Origin of the sequence: Photobacterium sp. WH77 (genome assembly GCF_022014395.1) — a bacterium.
In the GTDB taxonomy this organism is placed as follows: domain Bacteria; phylum Pseudomonadota; class Gammaproteobacteria; order Enterobacterales; family Vibrionaceae; genus Photobacterium; species Photobacterium arenosum.
The window spans coordinates 1-18922 of the sequence record NZ_JAKLTE010000018.1; the positions used below are offsets into that span (position 1 = coordinate 1).

Below are 18922 nucleotides of genomic sequence, written 5' to 3' on the forward strand. Positions count from 1 at the left end.
TCTAAAATATGGGGTTAGGGCTAAAGATCCTGTCTATGAGTAAGCCCTAACGCTAGGCTCACAGGAGACAAAAGCGAGGCTTTTGGCTTCCTGTGCAGCCTTTTGTTAGGCTGTTAGTTGATTCTCCTCCAGAACGTCATGTTCACAGATTCTTCGTCGATAAGCTCTAAGTATTCCAACGCCACTTTGTTATTCAACCACTGCTGGCAATACTCCTCGGCTTTTTCCTGAGAACTTGCGATCGCCACATCGGCATAAATGCCATCTGTGCCACGCACCAGAAAATGAAGAACTAGTTCCTCTTGCTGACTTAGAAACTCTATCTCGACTTGCTTAGACAGCTCTACTAATGTGGCTTCTGTCACACCCTCTTTCAGTTTGAAGGTCGCGAACTCCATACCGCCAATGCTGTCAATGTTACTATTTTTTATCATGTCAATGCCTCAGTTATTGGTTGAACACCAACTCTAAGACTTCACTACTGACAGCATTGTGTCAGTCGGCTTTTGCGCTTTTAAATTCAATATATGCCGGCAAAGAAACTCCCTCGGGCAAAGCACCTTCATGGTCACAAAGTTCTAATCTGCATATGCGGTCCACCCGAAAGTCTCTATAGTTGCCGCGTAGCTCACACCAACCGCCTAACGTCCATCTACCCCCCCAATAGAACAGCCCTAAAGGAAATATTGTTCTCGACGTCGCAACCTCTGAAAGAGAGTTATAGCCGATAGTGAGCCAACGCTTTGTCGCTATAGCTGAATGAACCGTTCCCCACACGTGATACGCCTCAGATCCACGATGGTTAGCGGGCACTCTAACCACTCTATCTTCACTGGAAATCAGCTTTGATTCATTCGGCAATACTGCTTCGATCTTTGATAATAGAGAATGTGCTGAAGTAGCAAAATCCTTTCCAGTCAAAGACGCAGTGAAACTCACCCCAGCAATCAGTGCTTCCAGCTCACACGGCGACAATTGTAATGGCGGCAACTCGAATCCTTCTGACAGCCGGTATCCAACACCTGGCTCACCATAAATTGGTATTCCAGACAACGACAAATCATCAATATAGCGATAGATCGTTCTTTCAGACACCATTAACTTTTCAGCCAACTGCTTAGCTGTAATTGGCTGGTGCCTGCGCAGAATATTGGTTAACTGAAAAAGCCGGTCTGATTTTCGCACACTCTATCCTTGCTTGTTCGGTGGCCTAACGCTCCACTCACCGGAATTTTGGGAGCGAAGCGAGTAAAATTTCCGAGTGCAGTGGCTTGTTAAATGCTTGATATCACGAGTTTGAGATCAAAACCATTGAACTTATGATTTGGCCAATGCTCTACAACCAAGGCAATTGTCTTACCCTCAACTTTTTCAAAATATGAATTACAACCTGAAATAGCACTTTTCATACCATCGGATAAAGGTAGGTTCAAGCTAGAGGCACTCAAAACTTCTGCCATAGTCTCTAATTTTTCACATGCCTGATGGGTTCTGGAAGCATCATTCACGTTCACTTTAAGCTTCAGTACTTTTGCAACGTCTTCAGAACCTTCAACATAATAAGCGATATTATCTGGGATAATACCATCGCTAAATTCTTTCATTGGGGATGATGCAAGCCATTCTTCTTCGAAAGATTTATTATAGAATCCTGTGCTCAACCCTTCGTTTACTAGAAACTCTTTAGCTTTGTAAGGGCTCCAACCTTGCTCTTTTGGCACTTCCTTTGGATTCTTCTCAGAATTTCTCACTTTAAATATATATTTAAAGGTATCAATCAGATCAGAGTGTGACTCTATGTTTGCTTTGGCGACTTGAAATGACCATCGCTCAAGCAGACTGAGCCGAACATTAAACAATATAAATGCATAGAGTTTAGCTGCATATCTATGGAACCGGCTTTGTATTGAAAACCTTAGACGAACAAAGACCTGCTCATATGTTGAATAAACCAACATAAAGAAAACGAATGGTAAGTAACAGAGAGTCAGCAATGGTGGAACAAAGAAGTCGTACGCAGTTTTTTCTTTCCCAAATTCACCAAAATTAGTTATTAACATGTACAAAGTATAAACGATTAAGACTACCCCGAAAGAAGATAGGCAATATTCTAGGAACACCTTTACCTGATTATGTTTTCTGTCGGTTTCAGCAATAGCAAGCATAGCTCCCAATAATGTTAAAACTGGAACTAGCAGAACCTCGACCCAAAGAGTGAAAGTATATACACCAACGACAAATTGAAGAATCGCTAGTAGTTTCAAGTTATCTAAAACTGAATGCTTGAAAAAATGCTTATCTTTTTTGATTTTTTCAAGCTTAAATAGCGAGATAAAACCAACAGAAACGCACCAAAAAACAGTATTTTTTAGCTGTTCAAAATCCCATAGCCCAAAATCAGAAAGCCAGTAAATGACAATTGCCATATAAGCAATCATTAAACAAAGGACGGACATTATTTGTCGAACAAACAAAGCTGCCATGACTCCTTTGAAGGCGTTTCTGACCTCTGCCATTTTCGAAGAAGAAAAAATGTAAATCGAAATTGCCAGAAGCCATAACGCAATTGAAATTTCTCTATTATTTAGAATATCCACGAGCTTCCCTGGGCATTTAACATTTTATTCAACGACACCATGTCGTATAACTCTGTCATATAACTCTGTCATATAACTCTCTCAATCAGAAATAACTTAAGACATTGATTATATTAAACTAAATTTTCTTAGCCAGATAAATCTATCAGTAAGATACACGACACCATGTCGCATATCCTACTCAATCCACTTCTGCTAACAAACTGATATTTCATACTTTTCTTGTATTTTATGACTTACCGCAAAAATCAGCGACATATACGCTTGTGAGAAAAGCGACATCGTTCACTTATCCAGTACCAAGAAACCATACTATCGCACTCGCTCTATGGATTCCCGCCTGCGCGGGAATGACAGTAAGGTATTGAATTATATTTAATTTTAATAGATTTTGGCGTGTACTATAAAAGTAGAAATGAAAAGTTCGAGGCTTGCCTCTCCCCCAGGGAAAAATTCAGGACGAATTTTTAGGTTGTCGGCGCCGGGAGCGACTACAACCGACCCGGACCACACCAAAGAACAACAAGGCATTTCTGGGTACTCTTTTTGCCTTAAAAGAGTACTTGGCGCGCATCAAACAATGTCAAATGAGACACAGAACCAAATGCGCGACATACCAGCTAAACTTCAGAAATTGCACTCGCCACATGGATTCCCGCCTACGCGGGAATGACGATAAGATATTGAATTATATTTAATTTAAATAGATTTTGGCGTGTGCTATAAAGCAGAAATGAGAAGACCTAGGCTTACCTCTCCCACAGGGAAAAATTCAGGACGAATTTTTAGGTTGTCGGTGCCGGGAGCGCCTACAACCGACCCGGACCACACCAAAGAACAAAAAGGCATTTCTGGGTACTCTTTTTGCCTTAAAAGAGTACCTGGCGCGCTGAGTGGGATATTAAGGGATACTTCAGACTCAAGCGCGACAAACAAACTCCCTCAAAAGAAGTCATAAAAACTCAAGTACGATACAACACCTTAATCACATGATACCCAAACTTGGTCTTCACCGGGCCAATCGGTTCCAGCACTTTGCCGGTGAATACGGCTTTATCGAAAGCCGGCACCATCATACCTTTGCGAAATTCGCCCAGATCGCCACCGCGCTTGCCGGATGGACAGGTTGAATATTTCTTTGCCAGGGTCTGAAATTTTGCGCCTTTTTTCAGCTGCTGCAAAATATCGTCAGCTTGTTCTTTATGCTTCACCAGAATGTGCAGTGCCGCTGCGGTAGAGGCCATAATACCCGCCTTTATTGTCAGAATCTTGATGGGCGGCAAGTGTGCGACAAATCACATCAACTGGCAAGTTTTCGCTTAATTCTGCGCTCTCAGCAGCACCACGATTATGGCCAGAAAATCAGGTTCACCATTCTGAGCACAATAGCCAATATCACGGCAGCCACACCTGAACGGTAAAACTTGAATTCGATAGCTGTCATGCTGACGCGCTTGTAGAACATCGTCATTACCCCGCCCCAGTTGCGGGTGCGGCGACCGTATTGCACCATACTGGTCAAGATCAGGATCACGCCGCTGAGCAGTAATAGCCATTCGGCCGACTTTGATGCCATTTCCAACATACTGACTCCTTGAATAGCGTGGAAAGTGTCTTTTCTCATCACAGTGACGAAAACCCGGTACGCTAACAATTAGACTAAGGTTTGAATGCCTGATAAGCGAGAGCTGGATCACCGAATAACATGCACATAACTGTGCTTTGGTGTACACTCCTGCCCCCAATGTTTATTGCCAGTGATATCGAGTGACCATGGACTTACTAGAAGCCAGACTCAAAAAAATTGACCGTCGTAATTATCGCAGCTATTCCAGCCTGCGGGGTCAGTATAACTTTGTTGATTACGATTTCTTTATCGATATCCCTCAGTCGGATCCTTTCGCGCCTGCGACACGCGTTCGCGCCCGGCGCCAGTGGTCACTCACGGATCTGGCCTGGCTGAAAAACCAGTCGGCAGACTATCAGCGCGCAGCGCGTGATTTTATCGCCCGTCAGTTTGCGGAACTGGCCAGAGAAGTGAACGAGATTCAGATTGACCGTCCGGGTCAGGCCGTTTTGGACCGCACTGCTGTCGTTTTCGACGACGATGCCATTGAACTGCGTTTTCGTGTCGATCTCCCTGCTGACGGCCGTACCATCATTGCCAAGAAAGCGCTCAACCTGCTGACCTTCACGCTGCCGAAAATCATTCGTCGCGCGACGATTGCACGTGAACTGCCGATGGACGATCTGCGCCGCCATTGTGAAACCGTTGAAGATCAGGTGGCACTGCGTTCACAGCTCAAAGAAAAAAACCTGATTGCCTTCGTGGCCGATCACAGTGTGTTACCACGCCTTGCCGGTAACAGCGAGCAGCCAATGCCTGACGCTGTGCCATTCATCAGCCCGGACAGCCTGGCTGTTGAATTAGACTCACCTCACGCGGGTAAACTGCGCGGTATGGGTATCCCTACCGGCATTACCATGATTGTCGGTGGTGGTTTTCACGGCAAATCGACCCTGCTGAATGCGGTCGAGAATGCTGTGTATGATCATGTCCCGGGTGATGGCCGCGAATATGTGGTTGCCGATGAAACTGCCAGCAAAATTCGTGCAGAAGATGGCCGCTGTGTCCACAGCGTCGATTTGTCGCCTTACATCAATAATCTGCCTATGGGTAAAGACACCACCTGCTTTAGCACACAAAATGCCTCAGGCTCGACGTCGCAGGCAGCCTGGTTGCAAGAGTCGCTGGAAGCCGGTGCCCAAACCCTGTTGATCGATGAAGATACCTCAGCGTCGAACTTTATGATCCGTGACGAGCGCATGCAGGCACTGATTGCGAAAGAAGATGAACCTATCACCCCATTGGTCGATCGTATTGCTTTGCTGCGCAATCACCTGAACGTCTCTGTCATGCTGGTGATGGGCGGTTCCGGTGACTATCTGGATGTTGCTGATACAGTGATTCAGATGCACAACTATGAAGCTGTTGATGTCACCGCTAAAGCAAAAACTGTCGTGCAGTCGCATCCAACTCAGCGCCAGCCGGAAGGCAGCGATACCATTGAGCAACCGCGTGTTCGCCAGCTGAACCGCTCCGGGCTTCAGGCACAACTGGAAGAAGGTAAATTCCGTATCCAGGTCAAAAACAAACAAAGTCTGCGTTTTGGTCGTGAGTTCGTGGATCTGCAGGCCTTAGAGCAAATTGCCGATGCCAGCCAGCTTCATACTATTGGTTGGTTATGGTGTCAGCTGGCGCAGCTCAAAGGCTGGGAAAAGCAACCCGTCACCGCCTTCCAGAAAATGCTGCAGGATGAATGGTTCCGCACCATGCCAAACTATGGTGATTTAGCCAAACCTCGTGTTGTCGATGTCATGGCCGTCTTGAACCGGATGCGCAAATCCGAGTTTAAATAAATCACGCTTGTTCAACCGCAACACACTGTTTTCATCAGGCATACTCAGGTATGCCTGTTTTTTTATTCAACGCTGACAACCCTTTCAGTCCATTCTGGTGAGCTGTTCTTGCTCCCCTTTTTATTCAATGATTCTGAGAAAGTTTTCTGTGAGCCTATAAAAGGCGGCTTTTAGGAGAAAGCATATTCTTACCCTGTGCGTGTTCATAGCACTGAACCAATAAGTCAGAATGAACCGCTTTCCATTCAATTATCAGGAAGGGTAAATCATGAATAACCAAAATTTAGCTTATATGATTCTCAATGATTCAGCACGAATCACAGAAGCCATTACAACCGGTGCTGCCTGGGAAATATGGATGCAAGTCGAACTGATTCTTCTTTTCCGTCAGGCAGGGATACAAGCCACTCGTGAAGTGCCTTATCCGCCGCCGAATGGAAACTGGCGCTTAGATGCACTGGCTCAGGATAATGATGGGAGGTATGCGATTGAACTTAAAGTTGAAAGTGCAACGAACGCAGGTGCCGTCCTCCTTGCCTCGGCTCAGCAGGACATGAATAAAATCGTACATTATCCGGCGCCGAACCCCGGCTCAAGATGGGTTGTCGCGATCGGATATAGCGCGACGGCAAGACATGCCCTTCAGGACTATGCTAATGACCCGGCTCACCACTCGATTTATCACGAACAAAACGCCATTGGTGTATTGGTGACCGCAGTCTAACGTATTCAGCCATGTGTCTGAATCATCAAAAATAAACAATGGAATACGACAGATTCAATTTAAAAAATAAAGGGCATCACATCGTATGCCCTTTTATTTTTTGTGCAGCTGGCATCCATGAAACCAGTACTGAACCTCGTTTTTAAACCAAGGCTGCCAGTGCTTTTTTCACTTTCTCGATGCCTTCGGCAAGGATCTCATCTTCAATCGTCAGGGCAGGCAGGAAACGGATAACGTTCCCTTTCACACCACAAGACAACAGAATAACACCTTCTTCCCGCGCCTGAGCCACCAGCAATTTGGTCAGATCCGCCATGGGTGCCCCAGTTTGAGGATCGACAAACTCGACGGCGATCATCGCGCCCAGATTTCGTACCTCACCAATCACAGGGAAATCAGATTGCAGCGAGCGGAAATGGCTGGTCATCACCTCACCGATTTTCAGGGCTTTCTCGCACAGCTGCTCTTCATCAATGATCTTGAGCACTTCCAGACCTGCGGCACAACCCAGAGGCGAACCGGCATAAGTCCCGCCCAAACCACCGGGGCCAGCAGCGTCCATGATATTGGCTTTACCCACCAGGGCTGAGATTGGGAAACCACCGGCAATCCCTTTCGCCATGGTCATCATGTCCGGTTCAATACCCAAGTACTCAGTAGCGAACATTTTGCCGGTACGGGCAAAACCGGTTTGAATTTCATCGGCAATCAGCAGGATACCGTGTTTGTCACACAGTTCACGCAGCGCCTGAGCAAACGCAGGCGGCGCCTGATAAAAGCCCCCTTCACCCTGAACCGGCTCAAAAATAATGGCGGCAACACGTGACGGTTCAATGTCACAGGCGAACAGATCGTCAATCGCCTGCAGACTGTCTTCAATACTGATGCCGTGGAACGCATTCGGATAAGGGGCATGATAGATTTCGCCCGGGAAGGGACCGAAACCCGCTTTGTAAGGTGCCACTTTACCGGTCAGCCCCATGGTCATATTGGTCCGGCCGTGGAATCCGCCTTTAAACGCAATCACGCCACTGCGTTTGGTGTGCGCACGGGCAACTTTGATGGCGTTTTCGACCGCTTCTGCACCTGTGGTCAGAAAGACGGCTTTTTTCGCTGTGTTACCAGGGGCGCGTGCTGTCAGTTGTTCCGCCAGTTCCACGAAGGACGTATACGGCGTCACCATGGCACAGGTATGGGAAAAATTATCCAGCTGCGCTTTCACCGCTTCGACAATACGCGGGTGCAAATGGCCTGTGTTGTTCACCGCGATACCCGAACCAAAATCAATATAGCGATTACCTTCGATATCCCAGATTTCGGCATTCTTTGCAGTTTCTACATACAGCGGATTCAGGTTGCCCATTCCCTGTGCGATAACTTGTTGCTTACGTGCTTGCCATACTTGATTGCTCATCACTTCCCTTCCTTATGCTTGAATGCCGCCAAAACAGAGGTATTTAATGTCCATGTATTCGTCGATGCCTTGCTTGGCACCTTCACGTCCGATACCGGATTGTTTCACCCCGCCAAACGGGGCCACTTCGGTTGAAATCATGCCTTCATTGATCCCCACCATGCCGTATTCCAGTGCTTCTGCCACTTTCCAGATCCGGTTGATGTTCTGGCTGTAGAAGTAAGAAGCGAGGCCATAAATGGTGTCGTTTGCCATGTTGATCAGCTCGTCATCAGTGCTGAACCGGATGACAGGTGCAATCGGGCCAAAGATTTCCTCCTGCACGATATCCATGTCGTGCGTGACATCCGCCAGAATCGTCGGCTGGACAAACAGGCCGTCAAGCTGCTGTCCACCCGTCACCAGTCTTGCGCCCTGAGCAACGGTGTGATCCGTTAAGTGCATGATCTTCTCTTTGGCCGACGCATCAATCACAGGGCCGATAGTCACGCCTTCGTCCAGCCCGTTGCCCACTTTCAGCTTTTCAACTTCCGCTTTGAATTTGGCAACGAAGGCATCGTAAACACCGTCTTGCACGTAGAAGCGGTTGGCACACACGCAGGTTTGGCCGGCATTACGGAATTTAGAGGCCAGCGCGCCTTTCACTGTCAGATCGATATCGGCATCATCAAACACGATGAATGGCGCGTTGCCGCCCAGCTCCATCGAAGTCCGCTTAATGCTGTCGGCGCATTGCGCCATCAGCAGCCGTCCTACACCGGTAGAACCGGTAAAAGACAACTTACGGATCAGCGAACTGCCGGTGAACACCTTGCCCACCATGCTGGACGAGGCATTCACGACCAATTGAAGCGCGTCGCGCGGGATACCGGCCTGATAACCTAATTCAGCCACCGCGTAGGCTGACAAAGGCGTCTGATTGGCGGGTTTGCAGATAAAGGTACAGCCCGCCGCCAGTGCAGGCGCAGCTTTACGGGTGATCATCGCAATCGGGAAGTTCCAGGGAGTGATGGCACAGGCCACACCGATGGGCTGCTTGATCGTCACGATACGTTTATCTGTCGTCGGGCCAGGAATGGAATCGCCATAGGTGCGTTTCGCTTCTTCCGAGAACCACTCAATAAAGCTGGCACCGTAGGCCACTTCGCCTTTGGCTTCGGCCAGCGGCTTGCCCTGTTCCAGGGTCATCAGACGGCCGAGATCGTCCTGGTTTTGCATAATCAGATCAAACCAGCGACGCAGGATCACCGCACGCTCTTTGGCGCTGGTTTTCGCCCAGGCTTTTTGCGCGGTATTGGCGCGTTCAATGGCAGAAGCAATTTCCGCTTCATTCTGAGTCGGAATATGACACAACACTTCACCGTCAGCCGGATTGGTCACAGCCAGAGAGGTGTCGGATGGCTCGCACACAAAGGCGAGCAAAGTGCGGTTCTTAATTTGCTGCATAATAAAACCTTTTCATTTGACCAGACCTGTCAGCCCTGTTTGCAGGCAAGTGCGTCAGGGATCTGCTGAGTAATACAATGGATATTGCCGCCGCCAAGCAGCACTTCCCGGGTCGGTATACCGATAATCTGATAGTCCGGCAGCGCCGCTTGCAGAATATCCATGGCTTGCTGATCACTGGCTGAGTCCAGCAAGGGTAAAAACACGTTTTTGTTACACATCAGGAAGTTGGCATATGAGCCGCCCAAACGTTCGCCCGCTTCGCGTTTCATTCCACCTGATGGCTCAATACCGGCCGCTTCCTCTTGTGTTAAATATAGCGGACCCGGGATCGGCAGCTTGTGCACCCTGATACGCCGGCCTTTCGCATCGGTGCTGTTCTTCAGCACATCCAGTGCCCGGCGGGAAATCGCATACTGCGGATCGTCAGGATCATCACACCAGCTTAAGACCACTTCACCTGGCGCAATCACGTGCAGCAGGTTATCGACATGACCATTGGTCTCGTCGTTAAACAAACCATCCTGCAGCCAGATCACCTTGCTGACTGACAGGTAATCGGCCAGATACGCTTCGATCTCTGCTTTGCTGAGATGCGGATTACGCCCGGCAGACAGCAGGCATTCTTCCGTGGTATACAGGGTGCCTTCACCGTCAGTGTGAATCGCTCCCCCTTCCAGTACAAAAGGTGCGCGATAGTAATCCAGCCCGAGGTGTTCGCAAATTGTCGCCGCCACCTGATCGTCGTCATTCCAGGGGGCATACAAGCCATCAACTTCTCCGCCCCATGCATTGAACTGCCAGCTGATGCCACGACGATCACCGCTATCGTTCACCACGACTGTCGGGCCGATGTCTCTCATCCAGGCGTCATTGAGCGGCATTTCAACGATCTCAATCTCTTCTGGCAACATGAGCGTTGCCGTCAGGTACTGATTGGGGCTGACAGCCACACAGACCTTAATATGTTGGCTGATGGCCGTCGCAACCTGAGTAAAAGCGTGCTGCGCTGGCTTCGCAGTCTCACGCCAGTTATCAGGCCGCTCCGGCCATGCCAGCCAAACCTGTTCCTGCGGAGCAAACTCCGCAGGGAAATAATAGCCGTGCTCTGAAGGGGTGCCCTGTCGTTCCATGGCAGTCTTCCTTTCTATGTTCCGAGTGTATTACTTACCCGTCAGGGAGTTGATGCGTGTGTACAAATCAGGACGTCGGTCACGGAACAGACCCCAGCTGTAACGCGCTTTGGCTGTTGCTTCCAAATCTATAGCAGCATAAATGATGGTTTCTTCATCACGGCCCGCTTCAGCCAGTTTCTTGCCGGTATGATCGGTAATAAACGACGAGCCATAGAAGGTGGTTTCAATGCCATCGTCGGTTTCTACACCGGTGCGGTTGGCGGCGATCACAGGGATCAGGTTGGCAGCAGAATGCCCCTGCATAGTGCGCTGCCAGTGATCGCGTGAGTCCAGCGTTGGATCCTGAGGCTCAGAGCCAATAGCAGTCGGATAGAAAATCGCTTCTGCGCCCGCCAGCGCCAGACAGCGTGCCAGCTCCGGGAACCACTGATCCCAGCAGATCCCAACCCCAAACTTGCCAAACCGGGTTTGCCAGACTTTGAAGCCGGTATCACCAGGGCTGAAGTAGAATTTCTCGCTATAACCCGGACCATCAGGAATGTGTGACTTACGGTAGTTGTCCATCACAGTGCCGTCAGCGTCGATCATCACCAGAGAGTTAAAAAAGCTGTTGCCTGAACGCTCAAAGTAACTCACCGGTATCACAACATTGAATTCACGCGCCAGCTGGCTCATGTGATCAATCAACGGGCTGTTGTCGGTTTCTTCAGCCAGATCGAAATACTTGGCTACCTGTTCTTTACAGAAGTAAGGAGCAGCAAAGAGTTCTTGCAGCACCACAACGTTCGCGCCATTGTCAGCGGCTTCTTTCACCGCCTGGCTGATCTTTTTCAGGTTATTATCGATATCCCACGACATCGAAAGCTGCACTGAAGCAAAAGTCACTGTCTTTGACATTGTTCTCTTCCTTTTCCGATCCTTAGATAGCGAGCTTGTCGCGTAAGTTGTAGTAAGCGGCCCCAAGCGCCGTAAACGGCACCTGGAAATGGCGCCCGCCCGGGAAGGCGTAATGACGCAGAGACGCAAATGCATCAAAACGCTCAGCATGTCCGGTCAGCGCTTCAGCCAGCAGTTTGCCGGCAAGATGCGTACAGGTAATGCCATGGCCGCTGTATCCTTGCAGGTAGTAAATGTTGTCAGCAAAACTGCCAAATTGCGGCATACGTGAATAGGTCAGCAAGAAGTTACCGGTCCAGGCAAAGTCCAGCTTCACGCCTTTTAGCTGAGGGAAGACTTTCTCCATCTTCGGACGGATCAGTTTCTCTACGTTGGCCGGATCACGTGCGCCGTATACCACACCGCCGCCAAACAGCATCCGGTTGTCGCCGGTAATACGGAAGTAATCCAGCAGGTAATTACAGTCTTCTACGCAGTAACGTTGCGGCAGCAGCTCATCGCACAGTGCATCTGACAATTGTTCTGTCGTCACCACCTGTGTGCCGCATGGAATGGCTTTATTGCTGATATTCGGCGCCAGACCACCCAGATAAGCATTGCCGGCCAGTACCATATATTGCGCTTTGACTGAGCCCTGGCTGGTGTGAGCAACAGGTTTGGCGCCTTTTTCAATCCGGGTAACGGCTGACTGTTCAAAAATCTGTCCGCCCATCTGAATAATGGCTTCGGCTTCGCCCAGCGCCAGGTTCAGTGAATGAATATGGCCGCCACGCATGTCCAGCAAACCGCCTTCGTAGACGTCAGTGCCCACCATAGTTTGCAGCTCAGCTTTATCGAGCAGTGTCATCTCTTTATTGCCGTAGCGCTCCCAGTTGGCTTTATGGTGCTTCAGTCCTTCTAACTGCTTGTTGTTCACCGCAGTAAACAGGCCGCCCTGACGATGATCACAGTCAATGTTAAATTCTTCTATCAGGCCGCGAATAATATCGCCACCTTCAAAAATCATGCTGCACAGCGCATCTGAGGTCTTTTTATCGTAACGTTTCTCGATGACATCGACATCGCGGCTGTAGCTGTTGACAATTTGTCCGCCGTTACGGCCCGTCGCGCCAAAGCCCACTTTGGCACTTTCGAGGACCACAACCTTAAAGCCTTTTTTCGCCAGGTGCAGCGCCGATGACAGACCGCTGAAACCCGCACCCACGATACACACATCGCACTCGATGTTATCGGTCAGGGTGCGAAACTCTCGCGTATAGTTCGCCGTAGCGGCGTAGAAAGAACCGGTATGATTAATCACAGTAAACTCCTTTTAGTACGACTCAAGACGAAGCCAAGTGGTTTTCACCTCTGTGAACTTCTCCAGGGCATGCAGTGATTTATCCCGACCATTGCCGCTTTGTTTAAAGCCGCCAAACGGAACTGTCATGTCACCTTCGTTGTAGTTATTAATCCAGACCGAACCCGCCTGAAGCTGACGGGCAACCCGGTGTGCACGGTCCAGATCGGACGTCCATAACGCGGCACCCAGCCCATAGGGGGAATCGTTGGCGATCGCAATCGCTTCTTCTTCTGTGCTGAACGGGATCACGCACAACACAGGACCAAAAATTTCTTCACGGGCAACAGCCATGTCATTACTGACATCACCTAACACCACCGGGGCAACAAAGGCACCTTGCCCTGCGACATCACCGCCGCACAGCACTTTGGCACCGGCCGCTTCCCCTTTGGCGACATAATCCAGCACTTTGGCTTTGTGATCCTGATCGATCAGTGCGCCCATTGACGAAGCAGGATCGAGCGGATCTTTCGGAGTAAAGGTGTGTGATGCCGCGATGACTTTGGCGACAAACGCATCTTTGATGCTTTCATGTACCAGCAAGCGGGTGGCTGCCACGCACACTTCGCCCTGGTTATAGAAACAGCCCGCTGCGGTTTCCGCCGCTGCCTTGTCCAGATTCTTGTAATCCGCGAACACGATATTGGCATTTTTACCGCCCGCTTCGGCCCAGACACGTTTCATATTGGATTCGCCCGAACACACCATCAGTTGACGGGCTACCCGGGTTGAGCCGGTGAAGGTGATGCAATCCACATCATCATGACGGGCGAGCGCATCCCCCACTTCATGCCCGAATCCAGGCAATACCTGAAACACACCGTCCGGGATACCGGCCTGTTTGGCCAGTTTGCCAAGATGGATCGCGGTTAACGGTGACTTTTCAGAGGGTTTGAGAATCACACTGTTTCCGGCCGCCAGCGCTGGTCCTAATTTCCAACACGCGAGCCATAGTGGAAAGTTCCAGGGCACTATGGCCGCAACGACACCAATGGGCTGATGCGTGATATAGGCATGCACATTGACTTCAGTGGGCGCTACTTCGCCATAGGTTTTATCAATCGCTTCGGCGTACCAGCGAATGGCCGCGGCAGCGCCGGGAATATCAGTACTGAAACTGTGACTGATAGGTTTACCGGTATCCAGGGTTTCCAGCAGGGCCAGGGTTTCCCGCTCCTGATCGATCAGGTCGGCAAACGCCAGTAACACAGCTTTTCTCTGTGCCGGACTCTGATCCTGCCAGTCTCCGCGATTAAAGGCACTTCTGGCCATCTCAACAGCAATTGCTGCATCCTTTGCGTCACAGCGGGCAACATCAACAAGATGCTCGTCTGTCGCAGGGTTGATCACAGCAAAGGTGTTACCACTCTGGGCATGCTGGTATTCACCGTGAATGAATGCCCTGGCTTCAATTTCTATCTGCTGTTTTAGTGCTGTCCATTGCTGTTGAGTGTTCATACGCCTTCCTTTTGGGTGTGGACGTCAGAAACTAGCCGGGGTATGTGCGCTGACAATCCGGCAAAGTTTGTCCGTTCTGTTGGTAAACTTGTGAGGAATACTGGTATCAAACAGGTAACTTTCCCCTTCGCCGATAACATAGGTTTTGTCACCCAGCGCCAGTTCTATTTCACCTTCCAGTACCGTTCCGCTTTCCTCACCTTCGTGTTTAATGCTTATCAGTCCTGTGCTTGAATGAGGCTGGTATACCTCAATCAAAAAGCCCATTTGTCTGTCTTTACGGCCGTCGCAGACCAGTTTCATTGAAACTTGTTCGTTGCCCATTTCAATGAGCTGATCAGGCTTAATCACCACCGGACGCTCATCAAATGCCTGATCTTGTGTAAAAAACTCAGACAAGGACATATCGAACACTTTCACTATCTTGTGTAATGAACTGACCGACGGACTCACCTTGCTGTTCTCGATTGATGAGATAGCGCTGTGGGTGATATCGGCTTTTTCTGCCAGTTCACGCTGAGACAATTTGTATTCTTTTCTAAGCTGTGCGATTTTTTTACCAATTGAGTCAGTTTCCATCATGGAGGCTCCTTCGTTTTGAAGCCGATATCATAAACTGATCAAACAAAATTCGTGAAAAATGGTTTTCAGTCGCTTGCCATTCTGGGTGCCACTGCACACCAATAAAGAATGGATGCGCCTGTAAACTAAAGGCTTCAATCAAACCATCCGGTGCAACGGCTTCCACGGTAAGACCTGGTGCTAATTGATTAACACCCTGGCCGTGCAGAGAATTCACTTCAATGTTGTCCAGCGGCGCCAGCCAGTCGGCAAAGATGCCATTGTCAGAAATATTTACCGGATGAGCCGGTGAATACTTGAGGACCATGTCATTAAGCGGGCTTTCCCTGTGATCGTTAAAGCCTTCAACTTCATGCACTTTCGGGTGCAGTGATCCACCAAGCGCAACATTCATTTCCTGAAATCCGCGGCAGATACCGAGAATAGGCACGTTCTCTTTGATACAGGTATCTATCAGTGCAAATGACAGAGCATCACGGCCTTCATCTTTTTTCGGTTCATCATGTTCTGCACCGTAACGGGCAGGCGCAACATTCGAATGGCTGCCGGTCAGCAGCACGCCGTCGACCAATCCAATCAGTTGCTTAATTTCTTCAGCCGTAGAGCCCGACGGGAACAGAACCGGGTTGGCACCAAACTGCTTTATCGCATGGAGATAGAACTCATTAACACTTTGAATGCCATAGCCTTCCAGTGATTTTTTACAGCATACAACGCCAATTACCGGTCCAGCTTTTGTTGAGTTCATCATGGTCTCTCCTGCCATCAGTGTTCGATTTATTGAACAAACCTAGCTTAGAGCAGTAAGGGAAATCAACCTGCAATTTACAATGATGTTACTAAAATTTGATCAACGTTCGATATTTCGAACATTTTGAACACAATTATTGCCATTTGGCGTTCTTCTGTTAAATATAAGTTACAGGATGTATCCACACGAGGTGTTTCGTGAATGAACGGATTTAAAGAAGAAGTTAAAAATTTTAAACAAAAGTGGCCAGAGATCAGGTTCGTTGATTTGCTCTTTACCGACATCAACGCAACCCCGAGAGGCAAACGTATTCCAGTCGAAGCGGTTGAAAAAATAGAGAAAGGCGTTTACTTACCTCTCTCTACTATCTCGCTGAGCATTGAAGGGAATGTGGTTGAAGAAGCGGGACTCGGCGAGGCACTGGGTGAACCAGATCATATCTGTTACCCGGTTCCAGGCACATTGACCACCACCTTTAATCCTGAAGTCGGCCAGGTCATGCTGACCATGATGGATGAGTCAGGCAGCCAGCCGACAGACCTTTGTATCCGCTCTGTTCTGGTGAGCCTGCTTGAGCAGCTTCACCAACGCGAGCAGTTTCCGGTTGTCGCGATTGAGCTTGAGTTTTATCTGCTGGATAAAAACCGCGGGGTTAAGGGCGCTATCCAACCGCCTCTCAATCCCATCCACCATGACAGAGAGTACCGTTCAGATGTGTACAACGTAGAGAATCTTGATGATTATTCCGCGTTTTTACGCGATCTGAATGACGCTGCCGTTGCTCAGGGACTGAATACGTCAGGCGCGCTGTCTGAATCGGCGCCTGGTCAGTTCGAGATCAACTTTAACCACCAGCAAGATGTTGTTAATGCTTGCGATCAGGTCATTCTGGCTAAACGGTTAATTCGCCAGGTTGCTCAGGCCCATGATTTCGATGTCACTTTCATGGCTAAACCCTATGCTGACGAAGCCGGTAACGGCAAACACATGCATCTGAGCGTGGTAGATAAAGACGGCAAGAACCTGTTTTCCGATAAGGAAGGCGAAGCCAGCCCCTTCTATTACCAGACGCTGGCTGCCATGCTGGCCATGATGCCGGATTCCATGGCACTGCTTTGCCCTAACGTGAATTCATACCGCCGCTTCTCGGCTTCTATGTACACGCCCACCCATGCCAACTGGGGAGAAAACCACCGCGGGGTTGCACTCAGAATACCAATGAGTGACAGCCATAACCGCCGTATTGAACATCGTATCGCTGGAGCAGATGTCAACCCGTATGTGCTTGCTTCAGTGCTCTTGGCTGGCTTGCTTGCCAGCGAACGTTTTACTTTTGAGCAATGCCCACCACAACTGGCCGACAATGCGGTAGAGTTACCTCTTCGCATGCCGGACGCACTAATAAAGCTTGCATCAAGCGAGCTAATGTCGATGTACCTACCGCAATCATTTATCTCGCTTTATCTAGCATGCAAGCAACGTGAACTGGCGGACTTTGAAAAAGCCGTCACGCCACTGGAAATTGAGTGGATGCTTCATTCAGCGTAACTGAAAGATAGGAAAGGAATTCTTGTATGACAGTGAAAACACCTGCATTAGATGCGCCGCAGAAGCCAAATGCGAAGAGCATGTCGGTTATTCTGGCAATTGCCGGGATCATCGGGACTTTTGCCATTATTGGTAACACCCATGAATCAGGAACGCCCTATGGCTGGTACAGTTTGTTACCGACCATTTTCGTTCTGGCCGTGGCGTTGTTAACTCACCGAACCGTCGAGGCCCTGTTCAGTGGCGCTATCGTCGGCCTGATTATGATAGATCCTCAGCAGATCGTCGGGAATGTCGTCGATGTGTCGATGACAGTCATGATGGATGAAACCATTGCCTGGCTGATTCTGGTCTGCGGCTTAATGGGCGGATTGATCACCATACTGGAAAAAGGCGGCAGTATCCTGAGTTTTAGTGAAGCTTTGGTCACTAAAGTCAAAAGCAAACGCCAGTCAATGGTACTGACTTTCGTGCTGGGTATTCTGGTCTTCATTGATGACTACCTGAATGCGATTGCGATTTCGTCATCGATGAAGCGCATTACAGACAGCTACAAAATCTCTCGTGAGAAACTGGCTTATCTGGTCGATTCCACCGCCGCACCGGTTTGTATCCTGCTGCCTATTTCCACCTGGGCTATATTCTTCAGCTCGCTGCTGGAAGATAACGACATTGCCGCATCCGGCAAAGGGATCAGTGCCTATATAGATGCGATTCCCTATATGGCATACGGCTGGGTAACACTGCTGGTTGTGTTCCTGGTAGCCACTGGAAAAATCCCTGACCTGGGTGCGATGAAAGCGGCAGAGAAACGTGCACAGAATGGTCAGGTGCAGCCTGACGGTGGCGTTGACATTGCACTAGGTGAAGATGTGAAAGCGCATCCAAACTCAACCATTGGTGTACTGAACTTTGCCCTGCCTATGATAGTGCTGGTTGCCGCAAGCTGGTATTTCGATATTGATTTGCTGGCTGGCGTCTTCGTTGCCATGATTTTCACCATGTTCCTTTACGGCGTACAGCGTCTGATGCCGGTGAACACCATGTTTGAGGCTGTCTATGACGGTATCAAAATCATGATGTTACCTCTGGCAACCGTCATCGCCGGTTTCATGCTGAAAAACGTCAATGATCAGTTGGGTCTGACACAGTATGTTATCGAAACTGTTTCGCCTTACCTGTCGGCACAAATGTTCCCTGCAATCATCTTCCTTGTGATGGCCGCGCTGGTCTTTGCGACCGCCTCATCCTGGGGATTGTTTGCGGTAGCCATGCCGATTGTATTCCCGCTGGGTGCGCACCTGGGTGTACCTGTCTCTATCACTATCGGCGCGCTGTTGTCAGCGTCTGCGGCCGGCAGTCACTCATGCTTCTTCAGTGACTCCACGGTTCTGTCTGCACAAGGCAGTGGCTGTACCGCTATGCAGCACGCCCTGACTCAAATCCCTTATGCACTGATTGGTATTGTTGCAACCGCAGTGTTCTTTCTGGTTATCGCCTGATAACAACGCAACACCTAACTCAAGAAAAACCTAGCCCAAGAAAAACCGCCACCTTGAAAAAGGTGGCGGTTCTTTTTATGGTTCAGCTCGGTACAGAACAAGCCA

17 protein-coding genes are annotated in these 18922 nt (G+C 49.2%); 4 read left to right on the plus strand and 13 right to left on the minus strand.

What is annotated here, in order from left to right:
- Nucleotides 1-113: 113 nt before the first annotated feature.
- From L6J37_RS16220 to L6J37_RS16240, 5 genes are all read right to left on the minus strand, one after another.
- Nucleotides 114-434: a hypothetical protein gene (locus L6J37_RS16220; RefSeq protein ID WP_237795896.1), complete on the minus strand. Its 321-nt coding sequence runs from the start codon at nt 432-434 to the stop codon at nt 114-116.
- 61 nt (nt 435-495) lie between these two features.
- Complete coding sequence (locus L6J37_RS16225) at nt 496-1185, minus strand: helix-turn-helix transcriptional regulator (RefSeq protein ID WP_237795898.1); 690 nt, start codon at nt 1183-1185, stop codon at nt 496-498.
- Nucleotides 1186-1274: 89 nt separating this feature from the next.
- Nucleotides 1275-2597, minus strand: coding sequence for a hypothetical protein (locus tag L6J37_RS16230; protein ID WP_237795900.1), 1323 nt, complete (start codon nt 2595-2597; stop codon nt 1275-1277).
- 962 nt (nt 2598-3559) lie between these two features.
- Complete coding sequence (gene ppiC / locus L6J37_RS16235; protein WP_027251162.1) at nt 3560-3841, minus strand: peptidylprolyl isomerase PpiC; 282 nt, start codon at nt 3839-3841, stop codon at nt 3560-3562.
- Nucleotides 3842-3945: 104 nt separating this feature from the next.
- A complete protein-coding gene (locus L6J37_RS16240) occupies nt 3946-4182 on the minus strand; it encodes a hypothetical protein (protein WP_027251161.1) in 237 nt (78 codons plus the stop codon).
- 188 nt (nt 4183-4370) lie between these two features.
- Between L6J37_RS16240 and L6J37_RS16245 the strand changes: the two genes are divergently transcribed.
- The gene (locus L6J37_RS16245) at nt 4371-6017 is read left to right on the plus strand and encodes an ABC-ATPase domain-containing protein (protein ID WP_237795901.1); all 1647 of its coding nucleotides are present in this window, start codon (nt 4371-4373) and stop codon (nt 6015-6017) included.
- 268 nt (nt 6018-6285) lie between these two features.
- Nucleotides 6286-6741, plus strand: coding sequence for a hypothetical protein (locus L6J37_RS16250; RefSeq protein WP_192013839.1), 456 nt, complete (start codon nt 6286-6288; stop codon nt 6739-6741).
- A gap of 142 nt (nt 6742-6883) precedes the next feature.
- Here the strand turns inward: L6J37_RS16250 and gabT are convergent, their stop codons facing one another.
- From gabT to L6J37_RS16290, 8 genes are read right to left on the minus strand one after another with little or no spacing between them, the layout of a single operon-like run.
- Complete coding sequence (gene gabT / locus L6J37_RS16255; protein ID WP_237795903.1) at nt 6884-8155, minus strand: 4-aminobutyrate--2-oxoglutarate transaminase; 1272 nt, start codon at nt 8153-8155, stop codon at nt 6884-6886.
- 12 nt (nt 8156-8167) lie between these two features.
- Nucleotides 8168-9601 (minus strand): NAD-dependent succinate-semialdehyde dehydrogenase, encoded by a 1434-nt coding sequence (locus L6J37_RS16260; protein WP_237795904.1) that lies wholly within the window; start codon nt 9599-9601, stop codon nt 8168-8170.
- 29 nt (nt 9602-9630) lie between these two features.
- A complete protein-coding gene (aguA, locus tag L6J37_RS16265) occupies nt 9631-10734 on the minus strand; it encodes an agmatine deiminase (protein ID WP_237795905.1) in 1104 nt (367 codons plus the stop codon).
- Between the two features lie 30 nt (nt 10735-10764).
- Nucleotides 10765-11634: an N-carbamoylputrescine amidase gene (gene aguB / locus L6J37_RS16270; protein ID WP_192013847.1), complete on the minus strand. Its 870-nt coding sequence runs from the start codon at nt 11632-11634 to the stop codon at nt 10765-10767.
- Nucleotides 11635-11656: 22 nt separating this feature from the next.
- Nucleotides 11657-12934: an NAD(P)/FAD-dependent oxidoreductase gene (locus L6J37_RS16275; protein WP_192013849.1), complete on the minus strand. Its 1278-nt coding sequence runs from the start codon at nt 12932-12934 to the stop codon at nt 11657-11659.
- A 12-nt stretch (nt 12935-12946) separates the two neighbouring features.
- Complete coding sequence (locus L6J37_RS16280; protein WP_218385451.1) at nt 12947-14434, minus strand: aldehyde dehydrogenase; 1488 nt, start codon at nt 14432-14434, stop codon at nt 12947-12949.
- A gap of 24 nt (nt 14435-14458) precedes the next feature.
- Nucleotides 14459-15013: an HTH-type transcriptional regulator PuuR gene (puuR, locus tag L6J37_RS16285; RefSeq protein ID WP_027251152.1), complete on the minus strand. Its 555-nt coding sequence runs from the start codon at nt 15011-15013 to the stop codon at nt 14459-14461.
- Complete coding sequence (locus L6J37_RS16290; RefSeq protein ID WP_192013853.1) at nt 15003-15767, minus strand: gamma-glutamyl-gamma-aminobutyrate hydrolase family protein; 765 nt, start codon at nt 15765-15767, stop codon at nt 15003-15005. Before L6J37_RS16290 ends, puuR begins: the two co-directional genes overlap by 11 nt.
- Nucleotides 15768-15968: 201 nt before the next feature.
- On the opposite strand from L6J37_RS16290, the gene L6J37_RS16295 reads away from it, so the two are divergent.
- Complete coding sequence (locus L6J37_RS16295; protein WP_237795906.1) at nt 15969-17315, plus strand: glutamine synthetase family protein; 1347 nt, start codon at nt 15969-15971, stop codon at nt 17313-17315.
- A 26-nt stretch (nt 17316-17341) separates the two neighbouring features.
- A complete protein-coding gene (locus tag L6J37_RS16300; protein ID WP_192013856.1) occupies nt 17342-18817 on the plus strand; it encodes a Na+/H+ antiporter NhaC family protein in 1476 nt (491 codons plus the stop codon).
- The last annotated feature ends 105 nt before the right edge of the window (nt 18818-18922 follow it).

Bases quoted from the DNA above. Each gene is read 5' to 3' on its own strand.
- L6J37_RS16220 (WP_237795896.1), bottom strand. From the start codon at position 434: ATGATAAAAAATAGTAACATTGACAGCATTGGCGGTATGGAGTTCGCG.
- ppiC (WP_027251162.1), bottom strand. From the start codon at position 3,841: ATGGCCTCTACCGCAGCGGCACTGCACATTCTGGTGAAGCATAAAGAA.
- L6J37_RS16240 (WP_027251161.1), bottom strand. From the start codon at position 4,182: ATGTTGGAAATGGCATCAAAGTCGGCCGAATGGCTATTACTGCTCAGC.
- L6J37_RS16245 (WP_237795901.1), top strand. From the start codon at position 4,371: ATGGACTTACTAGAAGCCAGACTCAAAAAAATTGACCGTCGTAATTAT.
- L6J37_RS16250 (WP_192013839.1), top strand. From the start codon at position 6,286: ATGAATAACCAAAATTTAGCTTATATGATTCTCAATGATTCAGCACGA.
- gabT (WP_237795903.1), bottom strand. From the start codon at position 8,155: ATGAGCAATCAAGTATGGCAAGCACGTAAGCAACAAGTTATCGCACAG.
- L6J37_RS16260 (WP_237795904.1), bottom strand. From the start codon at position 9,601: ATGCAGCAAATTAAGAACCGCACTTTGCTCGCCTTTGTGTGCGAGCCA.
- aguA (WP_237795905.1), bottom strand. From the start codon at position 10,734: ATGGAACGACAGGGCACCCCTTCAGAGCACGGCTATTATTTCCCTGCG.
- aguB (WP_192013847.1), bottom strand. From the start codon at position 11,634: ATGTCAAAGACAGTGACTTTTGCTTCAGTGCAGCTTTCGATGTCGTGG.
- L6J37_RS16280 (WP_218385451.1), bottom strand. From the start codon at position 14,434: ATGAACACTCAACAGCAATGGACAGCACTAAAACAGCAGATAGAAATT.
- puuR (WP_027251152.1), bottom strand. From the start codon at position 15,013: ATGGAAACTGACTCAATTGGTAAAAAAATCGCACAGCTTAGAAAAGAA.
- L6J37_RS16290 (WP_192013853.1), bottom strand. From the start codon at position 15,767: ATGATGAACTCAACAAAAGCTGGACCGGTAATTGGCGTTGTATGCTGT.
- L6J37_RS16295 (WP_237795906.1), top strand. From the start codon at position 15,969: ATGAACGGATTTAAAGAAGAAGTTAAAAATTTTAAACAAAAGTGGCCA.
- L6J37_RS16300 (WP_192013856.1), top strand. From the start codon at position 17,342: ATGACAGTGAAAACACCTGCATTAGATGCGCCGCAGAAGCCAAATGCG.